This window comes from Agarivorans gilvus, assembly GCF_001420915.1.
In the GTDB taxonomy this organism is placed as follows: Bacteria; Pseudomonadota; Gammaproteobacteria; order Enterobacterales; family Celerinatantimonadaceae; genus Agarivorans; species Agarivorans gilvus.
In genome coordinates, this window is record NZ_CP013021.1 from 1,124,423 (window position 1) to 1,140,924 (window position 16,502).

At 46.4% G+C, this 16,502-nt stretch carries 11 protein-coding genes; 3 read left to right on the top strand and 8 right to left on the bottom strand.

The features are described from left to right. The 8 genes from fliG to gyrA all read right to left on the bottom strand — a co-directional run bounded on the left by fliG (position 1) and on the right by gyrA (position 12,305). Positions 1-1,035: a flagellar motor switch protein FliG gene (gene fliG, locus AR383_RS05325; protein WP_055732209.1), complete on the bottom strand. Its 1,035-nt coding sequence runs from the start codon at positions 1,033-1,035 to the stop codon at positions 1-3. Next, a complete protein-coding gene (fliF, locus tag AR383_RS05330; RefSeq protein WP_055732210.1) occupies positions 1,025-2,719 on the bottom strand; it encodes a flagellar basal-body MS-ring/collar protein FliF in 1,695 nt (564 codons plus the stop codon). Before fliF ends, fliG begins: the two co-directional genes overlap by 11 nt. Before the next feature lie 43 nt (positions 2,720-2,762). Next, complete coding sequence (fliE, locus tag AR383_RS05335) at positions 2,763-3,107, bottom strand: flagellar hook-basal body complex protein FliE (RefSeq protein ID WP_055732211.1); 345 nt, start codon at positions 3,105-3,107, stop codon at positions 2,763-2,765. Positions 3,108-3,179: 72 nt separating this feature from the next. After that, the gene (locus AR383_RS05340; RefSeq protein ID WP_055732212.1) at positions 3,180-5,453 is read right to left on the bottom strand and encodes a putative bifunctional diguanylate cyclase/phosphodiesterase; all 2,274 of its coding nucleotides are present in this window, start codon (positions 5,451-5,453) and stop codon (positions 3,180-3,182) included. 187 nt (positions 5,454-5,640) lie between these two features. Next, positions 5,641-6,861: an EAL and HDOD domain-containing protein gene (locus AR383_RS05345; RefSeq protein WP_055732213.1), complete on the bottom strand. Its 1,221-nt coding sequence runs from the start codon at positions 6,859-6,861 to the stop codon at positions 5,641-5,643. A 154-nt stretch (positions 6,862-7,015) separates the two neighbouring features. Next, positions 7,016-8,296 (bottom strand): 3-phosphoshikimate 1-carboxyvinyltransferase, encoded by a 1,281-nt coding sequence (gene aroA / locus AR383_RS05350; protein ID WP_055732214.1) that lies wholly within the window; start codon positions 8,294-8,296, stop codon positions 7,016-7,018. A 121-nt stretch (positions 8,297-8,417) separates the two neighbouring features. Further along, entirely contained in the window at positions 8,418-9,506 is a 1,089-nt protein-coding gene (serC, locus tag AR383_RS05355; RefSeq protein ID WP_055732215.1) for a 3-phosphoserine/phosphohydroxythreonine transaminase, read from the bottom strand. A gap of 108 nt (positions 9,507-9,614) precedes the next feature. Then, positions 9,615-12,305 carry a DNA topoisomerase (ATP-hydrolyzing) subunit A gene (gene gyrA, locus AR383_RS05360; RefSeq protein ID WP_055732216.1) on the bottom strand — a complete coding sequence of 897 codons (2,691 nt, stop codon included), beginning with the start codon at positions 12,303-12,305 and terminating at the stop codon, positions 9,615-9,617. Between the two features lie 205 nt (positions 12,306-12,510). On the opposite strand from gyrA, the gene ubiG reads away from it, so the two are divergent. From ubiG to nrdA, 3 genes are all read left to right on the top strand, one after another. Then, on the top strand, positions 12,511-13,233 hold the full coding sequence (ubiG, locus tag AR383_RS05365; RefSeq protein ID WP_055732217.1) for a bifunctional 2-polyprenyl-6-hydroxyphenol methylase/3-demethylubiquinol 3-O-methyltransferase UbiG: 723 nt from the start codon (positions 12,511-12,513) through the stop codon (positions 13,231-13,233). Beyond that, positions 13,233-13,907, top strand: coding sequence for an HAD family hydrolase (locus AR383_RS05370; RefSeq protein ID WP_055732218.1), 675 nt, complete (start codon positions 13,233-13,235; stop codon positions 13,905-13,907). Before ubiG ends, AR383_RS05370 begins: the two co-directional genes overlap by 1 nt. A 290-nt stretch (positions 13,908-14,197) precedes the next feature. Continuing rightward, entirely contained in the window at positions 14,198-16,492 is a 2,295-nt protein-coding gene (nrdA, locus tag AR383_RS05375) for a class 1a ribonucleoside-diphosphate reductase subunit alpha (protein WP_055732219.1), read from the top strand. The last annotated feature ends 10 nt before the right edge of the window (positions 16,493-16,502 follow it).

Below are 16,502 nucleotides of genomic sequence, written 5' to 3' on the forward strand. Positions count from 1 at the left end.
TTATAAGAACTCATCTCCACCGCCGCCACCAATCATAATTTCGCCCGCTTCGGACAAGCGACGAGCAATTGATAGAATTTCTTTCTGTGCGGTTTCAACTTCACTGACTTTAATTGGGCCCATGGCTTCTAGGTCATCTTTGAGCATCTCGGCAGCACGTTTCGACATATTGTTGAAGATCTTATCTTTCAAGGTATCGTCGGCACCTTTGAGTGCTTTTTGTAGCAACTCGCCAGGGACATCACGCAGCAAGGTTTGAATACCACGGTCGTCGATATCGATAAGGTTCTCGAATACGAACATCAAATCTTGAATTTGCTGAGCCATTTCCTCGTCGCTTTCGCGGATAGAGTCCATCAACATGCCTTCCATGTTGGTATCGAGGAAGTTCATAATGTTGGCTGCCGCTTTCAGGCCGCCCATCTTGGCAGCTTGCGCTCCGGCTTGACCGGCAAACTGTTTTTCCATGATTTCGTTCAATTCGGTCAATGCCGCAGGCTGAACTTCTTCCAAATTGGCAATCCGCATCATCAAATCGAGACGAACTTTCTCGGCAAATTGAGACAAAATTTCGGCTGACTGCTCTGCTTCCAAATAAGACAAAACAATGGTTTGAATTTGCGGGTGCTCGTTTTGAATAATATTGGCCACTTGGCGTGCATCCATCCACTTCAATGAATCCAAGCCTTTCGCGCCGCTGCCCATAATAATTTGGTCAACCAAGCTAGAGGCGCGATCTTCACCTAAGGCCGCCGTCAATGCCTTACGCACGAAGTCCTCGCTACCAATACCAATATTGGTGTATTTCTGAATATCGTCGATAAATAGGCGATGTACAGCCACCACCCGCTCATGAGAAAAGTCTTCCAAAGAAGCCATCGCCATACCCAAACGTTGTACTTGTTTGGGCTCTAAGTGGCGAAAAATAGTCGCGGCGTCGTCTTCATTGAGGCTAAGCATTAGGATCGCTGCGCGCTCTATGCCGCTCATCTCCGCGAGGATTTCCTCTGGATTTACATTATCTTCATTTGGCATCGTTAATTACCCAATCTTTGATCACCATGGCTGCAAGGTCTGGTTCATTAGCCACCAAGGCTCTAACAGCTTTAAGCATGTCTTCGTCTTTATGTAAGTCTGGCAGTTTAAGCTGACCATCGCGAATGCCAAAATCTATTTCCGTATTATCGGCTGAAATGAGCTGTAGATCATCGTCATTTTCGTAAGCGGCTAAGGCTGCATCTAAATCGGTCTCGGCATGTTCACTCTCTTCACCCGAAGAAAGAATACGATTTAGCATGGGGCGTACTACCGCAACAATCAACACGATTAATACTAAGACACTGCCGGCAATTCGCATGGCACGCCAGAACCAAGCTTGTTCCCAAATAGGTAAATCAGCTTCACTCACCAACTCTGGGCGAGAAAACGGCACGCTCACCACTTCTAAAGTATCACCACGACTCAGATTAAAGCCCACACCACCTTGTAACAAGCGGCGAATGTTAGCCAACTCTTCGGCTGAACGAGGCTCACGGCTAGTTTCACCCGCGTCAGAAACTTGACTATTGTAATCAAGAGCCACCGATACGCTCAAACGTCTTACCACACCCACCTGCGAGCGGGTATGACTAATAGTGGTGTCTAATTCATAATTTCGAGTGGCTTCTTTGCGGCTGCTGCCCGATTGAGCCTGAGTCGTCGCGCCACCAGCTTGTTCTGGTATTTCAGCGGGTAATGGCGGCTGATTAGTTAACGCTCCCGGTATACCAATCGCACCTGCGCCCACATTGTTGTCTTCAATAGTGTATTCACTGCGCACGGCGGGTAGATCGGGGTTAAAACGCTTTTGGGTCTGCTCAACCGAAGTAAAATCAAGCGTCACATCCACTTCGGCAGTGTAATTGCCCACCCCAACAATGGGGATCATGATGGCATCAATCTTATCTTTGTACTCTTCTTCGCGCTTGCGCTCCATTTCAAATTCTTTACGAGTTCGCGAAGATAAGGGGTCTTGGCTGCCGGAGTTTAATAAACGGCCATGTTGGTCGGTAACAGTTACGCGAGTTGGTACCAAACCTTGAACGGCCGAGGCAACAATATCTACAATCGAGTCAATTTCTTCCTGCTGCAGACCATTAGCGGAGCGCAGTTGCACGACCACAGTGGCCGATGGCTGTTGTTCACGACGGGCAAACACATTACTTTTAGGAATAGCTAGTAGCACTTGAGCTTTACTAATGGATTTCATCTGCTCAATCGCGGTGGCCAATTGACGTTCCCGACTGAGCTTAAGGCGTTCGCCCTCTAAGCGCTGACTCACACCAAAGCCCATGTCATTGAGCAGGATTTGCTCACCTGCTGGAGGCGCATCAGTTAAACCTGAACGACGCAATTGTAACTTAATGTCTTGATAGCGCTCGGCATTTACCAGTACGGTATTGCCTTCTATGGTGTAGGGAATTTTTTGTGCGTCGAGGAAGTCCAAAGTTTCCACTAACTCAGGTGTCGTCATGGTTCCCAGTGGGCGCATTTCAGGCTCTTTGGCCCACATCAGCAAAAACACCGCCATTGCCAAGCAAATGGCCAGTGCCAAAATCATGATGATTTGACGAAGCACGTCACCATTGCTCAAGAACGAAAGCGCCGAGCTTTGTTGCTCTGTTGCTTCCAAGCTATCACCGTCATTGTTTGAACCTAGCAGTGCTTGTTCCTGACTCATTGTGTTACTTCCTTCGCTCGCCACAATCTTTCTCCTAGCCTACTTAAACAGGCATGGACATAATGTCTTTATAAGCTTCCACCAGCTTATTTCTTACTTCTACCGTTGCATCAAAGGCAACGCTAGATTTTTGCGCAGCAATCATCACATCACCGATTCCTACGCTGCGATCGCCCAAATCAAAGCGAGTGCGTAAGTCATTGGCATTGGATTGCAATCCATTGACGTTATTGATGGCATCTTTTAGTAAATTGCCGAAATCACTGCTAACGGAGGAAGTACCGAGTGGGTTATTGCTTGGCGCAATGTCATTGGCAATCCCGCCAGTTTTCATTTCACCGGCCATGGATTGCAGTTCGCTAAATAGTGGGCTCGAATCTACTCTCATGATTTTCCTCTGGCGCCAGATTAATGGCATTGTGTTTACGATATACGAGGAAAAGCAAAAGACGCGCCAAGATTAACTAACGACTAAACGTAACTTCTCTTTTGCCGGCGGTTTAAGCAAATGGCTGTTCACAAAATCTTCTTGTGGTAAGGGCCGTGAGAAGAAAAAGCCCTGCGCTTGCTCGCAGCCCATAACCGAGGCAAGGTTGGCCTGAGACTGTGTTTCAATGCCTTCAATAAGCACTTGGTACTTCATACTGCGGGCGATCATTACCATCGCTTTAACAATGTGTTGGTCTGACAGGTTATCTTCCATGCCACTGACAAATGCACGGTCAATTTTAAGCACTGTGACAGGAAGGTGCTTTAAGTAGGCCATGGATGAATATCCGGTACCAAAGTCATCAATGGCGATGCCAAAGCCGGCATCGCGTAAACGCTGAATACTGGCTTTAGCCTCTGCTGGCTGTTCCATCATTGCCGACTCGGTAATCTCAATACATACCCGCTGCGGGTTCACTTGCCACTGGCGAGCATAAGCAATGGCAATTTTTTCTGCATGCCCTAAGGAAACCGTCGTCGCAGAGAAGTTTACCGCCAATTTAAAATCTTTGGGCAACTGGCTGGCATGGCGAGCTAAAAAGCGCATGGCGCTTTGAAACACCCATTTGTCTAACTGCAGCACCAAACCGGTTTCTTCGGCTACCGGCACAAACTCTTCAGGAGAAATCGCTCCGTCTTTGGTGAACCAACGTAGCAGTACCTCTGCCCCCACAATTTTGTTGCTTTGCAGGCAAAACTGCGGCTGGAAGAACAGCTCTAATTCATTATTGCCAATCGCCTTACGCAACTTAGATTCAAGGGTCAGTTTCACTAAACCAGCCTGACTCAGCTCGGGACTATAACGGCAAATGTTCACCCCAGTTTTTACCGCATGATTAAGCGCAGTAAAGGTATTCGCCAATAAGGTATCGCTGTGGAGAGCTTCACGCTGAGGATGATAAGAGCAATAGCCTACATGGCAGCGAGTTAATAATTGTAACTGCTCCAAACGTAACCAACCACGGCAGCACTGAACAATTTGCTTGGCAATGTCCACCACGTCTTTATTGTTATTAATATTGGGCACGACCACCACGAAATAATGGTGGTACCAATAAGCCAGTTGGGCTTCGGGATAACGACTGCTCAAGCCTTTTTGCACTCGTTTGGCATAGGCTTCTTTCGTCACTTCGCCCAAGCGCTGACCAAAGTTTTCAAAAACCTCATTCTGCCTAGGGAAGTCAAACATTAACACCGATAGCGGTATTGCATCATCTAACCAACTGCTGAGCATACGCGTGATATGACGGCGATTGGGCAAGCCAGTTACCGGGTCATGATTTTTCCAATATTCTAGTTGTTCACGTAATTGCTGAGAGTGGGCTTTGGCTTTAGCAAATTTGTTTTTTACTAACACAGCAGCCGAGCCGGCAATCGCCACCAGCAATACCACCATCATTAACCACCAAGACGAAATAAAATAAGATGGCCCATTCGCCGCATAGCTTTGCCAACGACTATAACGCTGTTGGCTACGCTCTGCGTCAATAGAAACTAAACCGCGGTTCAATAGGTCCACTAAGGGTTGCCAATCTTCACGAATAGCAAACTGATGCTCGACACCTTCAGCTAACTGGAAGGCGGGTTGAAAATGCCACAAGGGTTGCGCTCTTAATACCGCGGCTGTCTCATCACTCCCCGCAAGAAAAGCAACGGCTTGTTGCTGATTAACCGCAGCCATGGCCTCGGCTAATTGAGGAAAGCTCAAGGCGGTGACGTTAGGGTAGTCAGCCAGTAAACGTTCATGCGCGCTACTGCCTGCAACAACGGCCACCTGCTTGCCCTGCAATTGTTGCATGTTTGTGTAGCGAGCATGATCTAAAGAGTAATACAGGGCCAGTGGCTGTACTCTACTAGCCAAGCTGTAATTAACAAAGGGAGTTAATCTATGATGGGTGGTGGCGCTGCTCAACATATCAACTTGCTTATTTTGCAGCGCTACTATTGCCTCGGAAACTGTGGCGTAGATGTGATAATCAAGAGTAATACGGGTTTGCAGTGCCAGTTGTTCTAGAGTCTCAATGGCATAACCGATGGGCGCGCCGCTGGCGTCAACAGCTTCCAAAGGCATGCGGTCGGCCACCACCGCCACTCGAATACGAGGGTGTTTCTCTAGCCATTGATATTCGCTTGCATTAACCACATAGGCATTTACGCCTAGCGACCAGCAATACGCAACCACTAGCAACGTTAAATATTTAACGACGCTTAACCACAAACTCTTTTTGCTCCCGACAACTTGCATAGACTTGTTTTACGACTTGACGTTCTATGCGCCAAGTTCATATTGTACCCACAGCATAGCAAAATCAGTCTTAAAATAATTGATACAAACACCACTTCACAAGGATTAAAACAGAGCAAATAGCCGCTTAAGTCACAAATTGCTATAAAGCTTATAAAACTCCATTCATCACGGGCTTGGCTAAGTCCTAAACCAATAATGACTGATATTGCTCACTCCACAGTAAGGCCTGCAAATTCAACTGTTCGACCTGGGTATAATCCATCCTCAATTGCTCGGCAAGGCGTTCAGTATTATACCAATGCCCCTGTTCATAAGACTCTATCGTTTGCAGAATCGAACGTAACATCGAAGGCTGCTCACTACATAAAGCATCGCGAATTTCTTGCTCTAGTGGCAGGCTATATAACAATGGCTCAAGAGGTTTGTCCAAGATGGCATCGAGCAAAGAAAACAAACCACAAAGAAAAGCCGTTTCTTTCATCGCAGGCGATGTTCTCAGCGCCACTAATTCACAAAAACGCGCTCGATGAACCGACATTCTCACTAATTCACGTGGCTTATGGCTCACCGTTATCGCACTGGCGAGTAAGGCAACTAACTTACGTAACTGCTGATTACCGATATACACTACCGCCTGCTTAATCGAGCTAATATCGTCAACTGTCGGCAAGTTGCCTGAATTCACGAAACGCAGCAGTTTATAAGTCAATGCCGTATCTCGCTCAAAGTACCTTACCACCTCGTTCACATTAACATCTTCCCGAGTGGCCGCGTAAAACAGCCGAGAAATCATCAAGTAACTGGCGTCTATATCCTTTACCTTTTGCATTTCTGGCTTACAGAAGTAAAAACCTTGGAAAAAATTAAAGCCTAACTCTTTTGCCTGCTGGTACTCTTCTTGAGTTTCAATCTTCTCTGCTAACAATTTAATATTTTTACGCTGCTTAAGCGCTTCAAATAGCGGGGCGAGCTGTTCAAATGGAGTCCGTTGTATGTCTACCTTAATCAGGCGAATAAACTTTAAGTAGGCTTGCCACTCGGGCTTATACACAAAATCATCAAAGGCTAAACGATAACCTCTATGAAACAGCGACTGGCATCGTTGATAGAGTTTTTCACTAGGCACAGTATCTTCTAATATTTCTATCACTACCTGCTTATTGGGCAGCAAATGTACCATATCAGAATATAAACTTTGTTCTGGGAAATTGATTAGCGCAGGCTTGCCCTGAGTAACCGCGTGAATGCCTTCATTTAATTGAGTGCGAATAATAAGTTTGGATGTGGCCTCATGAGGGTCAACATCGGGGTAGACATTTTCAGGCCCATCTCTAAATAGCAGCTCATAGGCCACTACCCGCTGACGACGATCTAAGATCGCCTGCCGTGCAGTATAAACATTCATAGTTCTATTACCGTTTGTCCGCACTTTATTGTATGGCTTTTCGCCTATTTATTTATCAACCTAGAGTTTCTAGGCCTAAAGTACGGGATGTAAAAAAGAGTCGTAAAAACGACTCTTTACAGACTAGCGAAGTTGTTAACAATTTTCGACAGTTTTATTCACTAAGTTGTTGCAAGCGCTCAAAATAATCGGGGAAAGTTTTTGAAGTACACTTAGGGTCATTAATGGTCACTGGCGTATCACTCAGCGCGACTAAAGAAAAACACATCGCCATACGGTGGTCATCATAGGTATCGATAGCAGCATGTTTAAGCTGAGCCGGTGGAGTCACTTCTATGAAGTCATGTCCCTCATTCACCGTAGCCCCCACTTTTCTTAGTTCAGTGGCCATCGCAGCTAAACGGTCGGTCTCTTTTACCCGCCAGTTATAAACATTGCGAATAGCCGTTGTGCCTTTGGCAAATAAAGCCGTGGTAGCAATGGTCATCGCCGCATCTGGAATATGGTTCATATCCATATCCACCGCGTTCAATTCACCACTGCGAGCAATAATATAGTCATCGCCCCACTCAATTTCTGCCCCCATCGCCGCCAATACATCGGCAAATAACACATCACCTTGCATGGATTTTTTACCCACACCGGTGACTTTTACTTCACCACCTTTTATCGCCCCAGCGGCAAGAAAGTAAGAAGCCGAAGAAGCATCGCCTTCCACCAAAAATTCTCCGGCCCCACGATAAACTTGCTGGCCTTTCACCACAAAGCGTTGGTAGTCATGGTTCTCCACCTCTACGCCAAAGGCGGCCATCATCTTCAAGGTGATATCAATATACGGTTTAGACACCAAATCACCAATAATGCTAATTTCAACATCCTGTTGTGCATAAGGTGCGGCCATTAAAAAGGCGGTTAAAAATTGGCTAGATACCGAACCGTCAATATCCACTTTTCCACCCTGCAAGCCTGTTCCCTTAATCACTAGTGGTGGATAACCTTCATTTTTCAAGTAGCTAACATCGGCGCCCACTTGACGAAGAGCATCAACCAAAGCGCCAATGGGACGCTCTTCCATGCGCGGTTCACCAGTTAAGGTAAACTCACCTTGGCTTAAACACAAAGCGGCACACAAGGGGCGCATAGCGGTTCCTGCGTTACCTAAAAATAGCTCTTCAGCCTGTTCGAGAACAAAGGCACGACCTAAACCATTAACGCGGCAGCGGCTTCGATCATCAGATAACTGATAATCTACACCCAGTTTTTTAAGTGCATTTAACATATGACGAATATCGTCACTGTCTAATAAGTTGCTTAATACCGTTTCACCTTCTGCTAGAGCGGCTAGCAACAAGGCTCGATTAGACACGCTTTTTGAGCCGGGTAAATTAATCTCGCCATTGATGCGTGAAATCGGCTGTAAAGTTAATTGTTCCATGGATCCAAATCTTTAATTGATGCTCGCTAGCACAAAGGCTAGCGGCTGAAATAACTGTTGTTTTTTGCGCTTAGCTACTACCACTAAAGCCACAAAGAAACCGCGGATAACTTTGCCTGAACTAACTGTTACGCTTGGCAAAATCAGCCATGAAATCAACCAGAGCTTGCACCCCTTCAATCGGCATCGCGTTATAGATGCTAGCGCGCATCCCGCCCACTAGACGATGACCTTTTAAGGTAAGTAGACCTGCAGCGGCCGACTCTTCAAGGAAGGCGGCATCGAGTTGATCATTCACCAACTGGAATGGCACGTTCATTTTAGAACGGTTCTGCGGCGCAACGTTGTTCTGATAGAAGTCACTGCCATCAATGAAGGAATACAACAGCTCTGCCTTAGCGGCATTTTTCTGCGCCATCGCGCTTAAACCGCCCTGCGCTTTAAGCCACTTAAATACCAGCCCAGCCAAATACCATGAATAAGTTGGAGGAGTATTAAACATCGAGTCACTGCCCGCCAATATCTCGTAGTTAAAGATATTAGGCGTTAAGGGGTGAGCCTTACCTAGCAAGTCTTCGCGGACAATAGCAATGGCCAAACCTGATGGACCAATGTTCTTTTGCGCACCAGCATAAATCACCCCAAACTTACTCACATCAATGGGCTGCGATAAAATGGTAGATGAAAAGTCCGCCACTAATACCATGTCACCTATTTCGGGGATCTCATCAATCGCAATACCTTCAATGGTTTCATTAGGGCAGTAATGCAAGTAGGCCGCATCTTGATCGATTTGCCATTGTTGGCTAGGTTTCACCAAAAACTGGCCTTGCTCGTTCTGTGTGATGGCGTCAAATACATGGGCCTTAGCATGTTTCTCACCTTCGGCTACCGCGCTTTTAGACCACTGACCGGTGGTGATATAGCTGATGGACTGCTTGTCGCCTAATAGGTTAAGCGGTGCTGCGGCAAATTGGCCACGGCCTCCCCCCTGACAAAACAACACTTTATAATTATCAGGGATCGCCAATAAATCACGTAAATCTTGCTCGGCTTGCGCCGCCATGGCGATGTATTCCTTGCCGCGATGGCTCACTTCCATCACCGACACACCTAAATCTTGCCAATTACAAAACTCGGCTTGAGCTTGTTGCATAACAGCTTCAGGTAGCATCGCCGGACCCGCACAAAAATTATAGACTTTATCCATCATAAATCTCTTACTACTATGTTGTGTTCGACCACTTTAGTGGTTCGCATCTTGTTTTGAAACTAAAACGAGCGGCTAAAAGCCGCCCGTTGTTTACTTTAAAGAAAACTACGCGTCTTGCTCACCATCAAGCTCACCGCCAGTTTCTGGCGCCTCTGGCTGAGCAGTACCCTCTGGGCTAGCAGTTTCGTCAATAGCTTCGAGCTCATCGTCTTCAATTTCTTCAATCCGTTGTAGCCCGACCACTTTTTCATCTTCAGCGGTACGAATTAACCTTACCCCTTGAGTATTACGCCCTACCAGTGAGACTTCATTCACACGAGTGCGCACCAAGGTTCCACCGTTGGTGATCAGCATCATCTCTTGTGCTTCAGTCACCTGAATGGCTCCCACCACAAGGCCGTTACGCTCGCTCACCTTAATCGAGACCACACCTTTAGTGGCACGGCTCTTCGCTGGGTATTCAGCCAAGCTAGTACGTTTACCGTAGCCGTTTTCAGTGGCGGTAAGAATATCGCCATCGCCTACTGGAACAATCAGCGATACGACTTTTTGTCCTTCTTCGAGAGAAATACCACGCACACCGGCCGCAGTTCGTCCCATTGGGCGCAATGCCAGTAGCTCTTCACCGGTCTCAGGGTCAAGCTTCACCGCACCGGTTTCGCTGTCACGTTGCTTCTCATTAAAGCGCACCACTTTACCAGCGTCTGAGAACAACATGATTTCGCTGTTGCCGTCGGTAATATCCACTCCAATCAGGCTATCGTCATCGTGCAGATTAATCGCGCGAATACCGCTAGACAATGGACGTTTAAAGGCCGTTAGCGGTGTTTTCTTCACCGTACCGTTAGCGGTGGCAAATAAAACATACTTATCTTCTTGGTACTCACGCACCGGTAAGATGGCGGTGATACGCTCATCATCGCTAAGCGGCAATAAGTTTACAATTGGCTTACCACGAGCTTGGCGACTGGCCAGCGGCAATTGATACACTTTCATCCAGTAAACTTTACCCACGGTTGAGAAGCACAACACGGTATCATGGGTATTGGCCACCAATAATTTCTCGATGAAGTCTTCATCTTTCATCTTGGTGGCGGCTTTACCTTTACCACCACGACGTTGCGATTCGTACTCAGTAAGCGGCTGGTACTTAGCGTAACCTTCGTGCGATAGGGTGACGACCACATCTTCTTCGTTGATTAGATCTTCTAGAGAAATATCGGCACTGTTAGCTGAAATTTCGGTACGACGCTCGTCACCAAACTGCTCACGCACTTCGATGAGTTCATCGCGGATCACTTCCATCAAACGTTCAGAATTATTTAAGATGTACAGTAACTCGGCAATAAGTTCCAATAGGTCCTTATATTCGCCAATGATTTTTTCGTGTTCTAAACCGGTTAATTTGTGTAAGCGTAAATCAAGAATGGCCTGCGCTTGAATTTCGGTTAAGAAATACTGTCCGTCACGCACACCGAATTCGGCTTCTAACCAATCTGGGCGAGCCGCATCATCACCGGCGCGTTCTAACATCGCAGAAACGGCACCTAAATCCCAACCTTTAGCTACCAAGGCAGCCTTAGCTTCACTAGGAGTCGGAGAGGTCTTAATTAATTCAATGATTTCATCAATGTTGGCTAGGGCGATCGCCAAACCTTCAAGGATGTGGGCACGATCGCGCGCTTTACGCAATTCGTAAACAGTACGACGAGTCACCACTTCGCGGCGGTGGCGAATAAAGCATTCCAGCATTTCTTGCAGGTTGAACACTTTAGGTTGGCCATTATCTAAGGCCACCATGTTCATACCAAAAGACACCTGCATTTGGGTTTGCGAATAAAGGTTATTTAGTACCACTTCACCCACAGCATCACGCTTCAGTTCGATAACAATGCGCATGCCTTCTTTATCAGACTCATCACGCAGTGCAGAAATACCTTCTAGTTTTTTGTCTTTTACTAACTCGGCCATCTTTTCAATTAGGCGAGCTTTGTTCACTTGATAAGGGATTTCGTGAACGATAATGGTTTCTCTACCATTACTTTCGGTCACCACTTCAGCTTTAGCGCGAATAGAAACCTTACCGCGACCAGTACGGTAAGCTTGAATCACTCCGGCGCGACCATTGATGATACCCGCAGTAGGGAAGTCAGGTGCGGGAATGTATTCCATTAACTCATCAATAGTAATATCTGGATTTTCCACCATGGCCAAACAGCCATTGATCACTTCATTTAAGTTATGTGGTGGAATGTTGGTTGCCATACCAACAGCAATACCTGAAGAACCGTTCACCAACAAGTTAGGAATGCGGGTCGGTAATACCTCTGGGATTTGTTCGGTATCATCGTAGTTAGGGACGAAATCAACGGTTTCTTTATCTAAATCGGCCAACAAAGAGTGAGCCAATTTATCCATGCGGATTTCGGTATAACGCATCGCCGCGGCAGAGTCACCGTCGACCGAACCAAAGTTACCCTGACCATCTACCAACATGTAACGCAGCGAAAACGGCTGCGCCATACGAACAATCGTATCGTAAACAGCACTATCACCATGGGGGTGATATTTACCAATTACGTCACCTACCACACGGGCAGATTTTTTATAGGGTTTATTCCAGTCATTACCTAATACGTTCATTGCGTAAAGCACCCGGCGATGCACTGGTTTTAAACCATCACGTACATCTGGCAAGGCACGCCCAACAATAACGCTCATGGCATAATCAAGATATGAGCTTTTTAACTCATCCTCGATATTGACCGGCGTAATCTCTTTTGCAAGATCGTTCATAGACGACAAAATCCTTCGTTTTTATTGCTTTTTACAATTACTCAGCGTAATCGCAAACTTTACCATAAAATCACGCCCTTAACAGGCTTGATGTCGCTCTTTTAAGTGAGAAAAATGAAAAAAACTGAGAATTGGATAAAAGCTAGTGACTGCATCTCTCAAGTTCTTATAATGCCTATAAATACTGAAGCGGATTAACTAGCCAATGCAAGCCACAACAACGACGCAAAATGTTGACCATAAAGAAATCGCCCATTTTGCCGGTTTAGCCTCTCGATGGTGGGATAAACAAGGTGAGTTTAAAACCCTGCACCAAATTAATCCCCTACGTTTAGACTATATTGAGCGTGGTGCCAACGGGCTGTTTGGCAAAAACGTACTCGATGTGGGTTGTGGTGGCGGGATCCTCGCAGAGAGCATGGCTCAACGCGGAGCAACAGTCAGCGCCATCGATATGGGCGAAGAGCAAATCCAAGTAGCTAAACTGCACGCCTTGGAAAGCGGTGCGCAATTAAGCTACCAGCAAACCACCGCCGAAGCTCACGCTCAACAACATCACCAAGCTTACGATGTGATTACTTGCATGGAAATGATAGAGCACGTGCCCGACCCCAGCTCGGTTATCGCTGCCTGTGCCAGCATGCTCAAACCCGGTGGAAAGCTGTTTGTATCCACCATCAACCGCACTGCCAAAGCCTACTTATATATGATTGTGGCTGCAGAAAAGCTGCTCAAAATTGTGCCTAATGGTACCCACCAGCACGATAAATTTATTCGCCCCTCAGAACTGCTTGCTTGGGCCGACCTGCATGGGCTACAAAGTGAAGCCATTAGCGGCGTACAATACACGCCAGTGATTGAGCATTTCCGCCTCAGCCGCAATGTTGATGTGAATTACATGGTGCAACTGGCAAAACCGGAGGCCTAATGGCTAAGCAAGCTGCCGTTCTATTTGATTTAGATGGAACTCTGCTAGATACCGCGCCTGACTTAGGCGCTGCGGCCAATTATGTATTGGCGCAACATCAACAAGCGCCACTTACCCTCGAGCAAGCTCGCCAGCTAAGCTCCCACGGTGCCATTGGCTTATTAAAAGCCGGTTTTGGCGAAACCTGGGAGCTTGCGCAACAAACTCAATTGCGCCAGCAGTTACTTGATTACTACCAACAACATATTTGCCAAGGTACCGACTTCTTCCCCGGCGTGCGCCAAGCACTACAGTGGCTAAACCAACAGGATATTCCATGGGGAGTGGTGACCAATAAACCCGAGTACTTAAGCAAGCTCTTGCTGGCTCATTTTATCGAATTTGAACAATCAGGCGTATTGATTGGTGGTGACACTTTGGTGCAGCGTAAACCCGACCCTGCCCCGATGTTGCTGGCTTGTAACAAGCTGGCGGTACAGCCGCAACATTGTTTATATGTGGGTGATGCCGAGCGCGACATTGAAGCAGGTAGAAACAGTCACATGACCACCATGTTAGCCGGATGGGGCTACTTATCAGAAAATGACCGCCCCGAGCTGTGGCAGGCTGATATAGAGTGTCCGAAAAGCGAACTCTTGACCCAAAGCATTCAAGCTTGGTTGAGTGAATTGTAAGCAAGCTCAAGTTTTAAAAAATAATTTATTCTTATTAATTTTTCTTTAAAAAAGTGCTTGCATTCATCTCAGTACTCTTGGTTAACACCAATGGAAAGTTAGTGAGTACTAACACGGATAACTTATCTTCAAGTTATACACAATTTTTCCTTTTTACTAGACCTTGCGAAAAAGCCAAAACCTCATTATCTTGTATCAATAGTTTTTTGAAACACTATATCTAGTGGGTGGAGAAAAACACCAACACTAGATACTTCGTCGCAGAATTAGGATAATAGGGCCCTCCCTTCATGAATAAAGATCTTCTGATAACCAAACGCAGCGGTAAGCAAGAAGCCATTAATTTGGATAAAATCCACCGCGTTATAACCTGGGCAGCAAAAGGCCTGAAAAATGTCTCGGTATCACAGGTGGAGTTAAAATCTCATATTCAGTTTTATAATGGGATGGCAACTAAAGACATTCATGAAACCATCATTAAATCTGCCGCCGATTTAATCTCGCAAGAGACGCCAGACTATCAATACTTGGCAGCACGACTAGCGGTTTTTCATCTGCGTAAAAAAGCCTATGGGCAATTTGAGCCGCCCAAACTTTATGACCATGTAGTTAAACAATGTGAGGCAGGCCGTTACGATATGCACTTATTGCGTGACTACAGCCCTGAAGAATTTGCCCAAATGGATGAATTTATCGACCATTGGCGAGATATGGATTTCTCCTACGCCGCGGTGAAACAGCTAGAAGGCAAATACCTAGTACAAAACCGTGTGACTGGCGAAATTTTTGAAAGTGCCCAGTTCTTATACATTCTGGTGGCCGCTTGTTTGTTTGCTCATTACGACAAATCGGTACGTTTGGAATACGTTCGCCGTTTTTACGATGCCACGTCTAAATTTAAAATATCTTTGCCTACGCCAATTATGTCGGGCGTGCGTACCCCAACTCGCCAATTCAGCTCATGTGTATTGATTGAATGTGGTGACAGCTTAGAGTCGATTAACGCGACCGCCTCATCCATTGTGACTTATGTATCACAACGCGCAGGTATTGGGATTAATGCCGGCCGAATTCGCGCCCTAGGTAGTGAAATTCGTGGTGGTGAAGCCTTCCACACAGGCTGTATTCCTTTCTATAAGTATTTTCAAACAGCAGTTAAGTGTTGTTCTCAAGGCGGCGTGCGTGGCGGTGCAGCGACCATTTTCTACCCTTTCTGGCATTTAGAGGTGGAATCGCTATTAGTATTAAAAAATAACCGTGGTGTTGATGACAACCGAGTTCGTCATATGGACTACGGTGTTCAACTAAATAAGCTGATGTACCAACGCCTAGTGAAAGGTGGCAACATTACTCTGTTCTCACCCAGTGATGTACCTGGGCTGTATGACGCCTTCTTTGAAGACCAAGAAACATTTGAACGCCTCTACGAACAATACGAGCAAGACCCTAGCATTCGTAAGCAAGCCATTAAGGCTGCTGACCTATTTTCAGTACTCATGCAAGAGCGTGCTTCAACCGGCCGAATTTACATTCAAAACGTGGACCACTGTAATACCCACAGCCCGTTTGACCCGGCTCAGGCACCGGTACGCCAATCTAATTTGTGTTTAGAAATTGCTCTACCAACTAAGCCGCTGCAGCACGTTCATGATGAAAACGGTGAAATTGCCCTATGTACGCTGTCAGCCTTTAACCTAGGCGCAATCGAAGATCTAAATGAACTCGAAGAACTATCTGACTTAGCAGTACGCGCCCTAGACAGCCTACTGGACTACCAAGATTATCCTATTAAAGCTGCTAAGAAAGGCTCTGATGGCCGCCGTACCTTAGGTATAGGCGTGATTAACTACGCCTACTACTTGGCCAAAAATGGTGTGAAATACAGTGATGGCAGCGCCAATAACCTTACTCACCGCACCTTTGAAGCGATTCAGTACTGGTTGTTAAAAGCGTCTATGCGTTTAGCCAAAGAACAAGGCGCTTGCCCTATGTTCAACGAGACCACCTACTCACAAGGTATCTTACCTATCGATACCTACAAGAAGGCCCTAGATCAACTGTCTGATGAGCCCTTGCATTACGACTGGGAAGAGCTACGCCAAGAAATTGTGACTCACGGTTTACGCAACTCGACCCTGTCTGCCTTAATGCCTTCAGAGACCTCTAGCCAGATCTCTAATGCCACTAATGGTATTGAACCACCACGTGGTTTCATTAGTGTTAAAGCCAGTAAAGACGGCATTCTGAAACAAGTGGTACCTGAGTTTGACCGCTTACAAGATAACTACGAGCTGTTGTGGGATATTCCTAGTAACACGGGTTACTTGCAAGTAGTGGGGCTAATGCAAAAATTTGTCGACCAAAGTATCTCGGCTAATACCAACTACGACCCAAGCCGTTTTCCGAATAACCGAGTGCCAATGAAGACGCTATTGGCCGATTTACTTACCGCCTACAAATACGGCGTAAAAACCCTGTACTATCACAATACCCGTGATGGAGCCAGCGATCAGTACAACGACAACAACAAAACCGTCGTCGTGGCAGAAGATGATGATTGCGCCGGCGGTGCTTGTAAGATTTAAGTCATGTTTA

Excerpts from the sequence above, each read along its gene's own strand:
- fliG (WP_055732209.1), bottom strand. The coding sequence starts at position 1,035 with ATGCCAAATGAAGATAATGTAAATCCAGAGGAAATCCTCGCGGAGATG.
- fliF (WP_055732210.1), bottom strand. The coding sequence starts at position 2,719 with ATGAGTCAGGAACAAGCACTGCTAGGTTCAAACAATGACGGTGATAGC.
- fliE (WP_055732211.1), bottom strand. The coding sequence starts at position 3,107 with ATGAGAGTAGATTCGAGCCCACTATTTAGCGAACTGCAATCCATGGCC.
- AR383_RS05340 (WP_055732212.1), bottom strand. The coding sequence starts at position 5,453 with ATGCAAGTTGTCGGGAGCAAAAAGAGTTTGTGGTTAAGCGTCGTTAAA.
- AR383_RS05345 (WP_055732213.1), bottom strand. The coding sequence starts at position 6,861 with ATGAATGTTTATACTGCACGGCAGGCGATCTTAGATCGTCGTCAGCGG.
- aroA (WP_055732214.1), bottom strand. The coding sequence starts at position 8,296 with ATGGAACAATTAACTTTACAGCCGATTTCACGCATCAATGGCGAGATT.
- serC (WP_055732215.1), bottom strand. The coding sequence starts at position 9,506 with ATGGATAAAGTCTATAATTTTTGTGCGGGTCCGGCGATGCTACCTGAA.
- gyrA (WP_055732216.1), bottom strand. The coding sequence starts at position 12,305 with ATGAACGATCTTGCAAAAGAGATTACGCCGGTCAATATCGAGGATGAG.
- ubiG (WP_055732217.1), top strand. The coding sequence starts at position 12,511 with ATGCAAGCCACAACAACGACGCAAAATGTTGACCATAAAGAAATCGCC.
- AR383_RS05370 (WP_055732218.1), top strand. The coding sequence starts at position 13,233 with ATGGCTAAGCAAGCTGCCGTTCTATTTGATTTAGATGGAACTCTGCTA.
- nrdA (WP_055732219.1), top strand. The coding sequence starts at position 14,198 with ATGAATAAAGATCTTCTGATAACCAAACGCAGCGGTAAGCAAGAAGCC.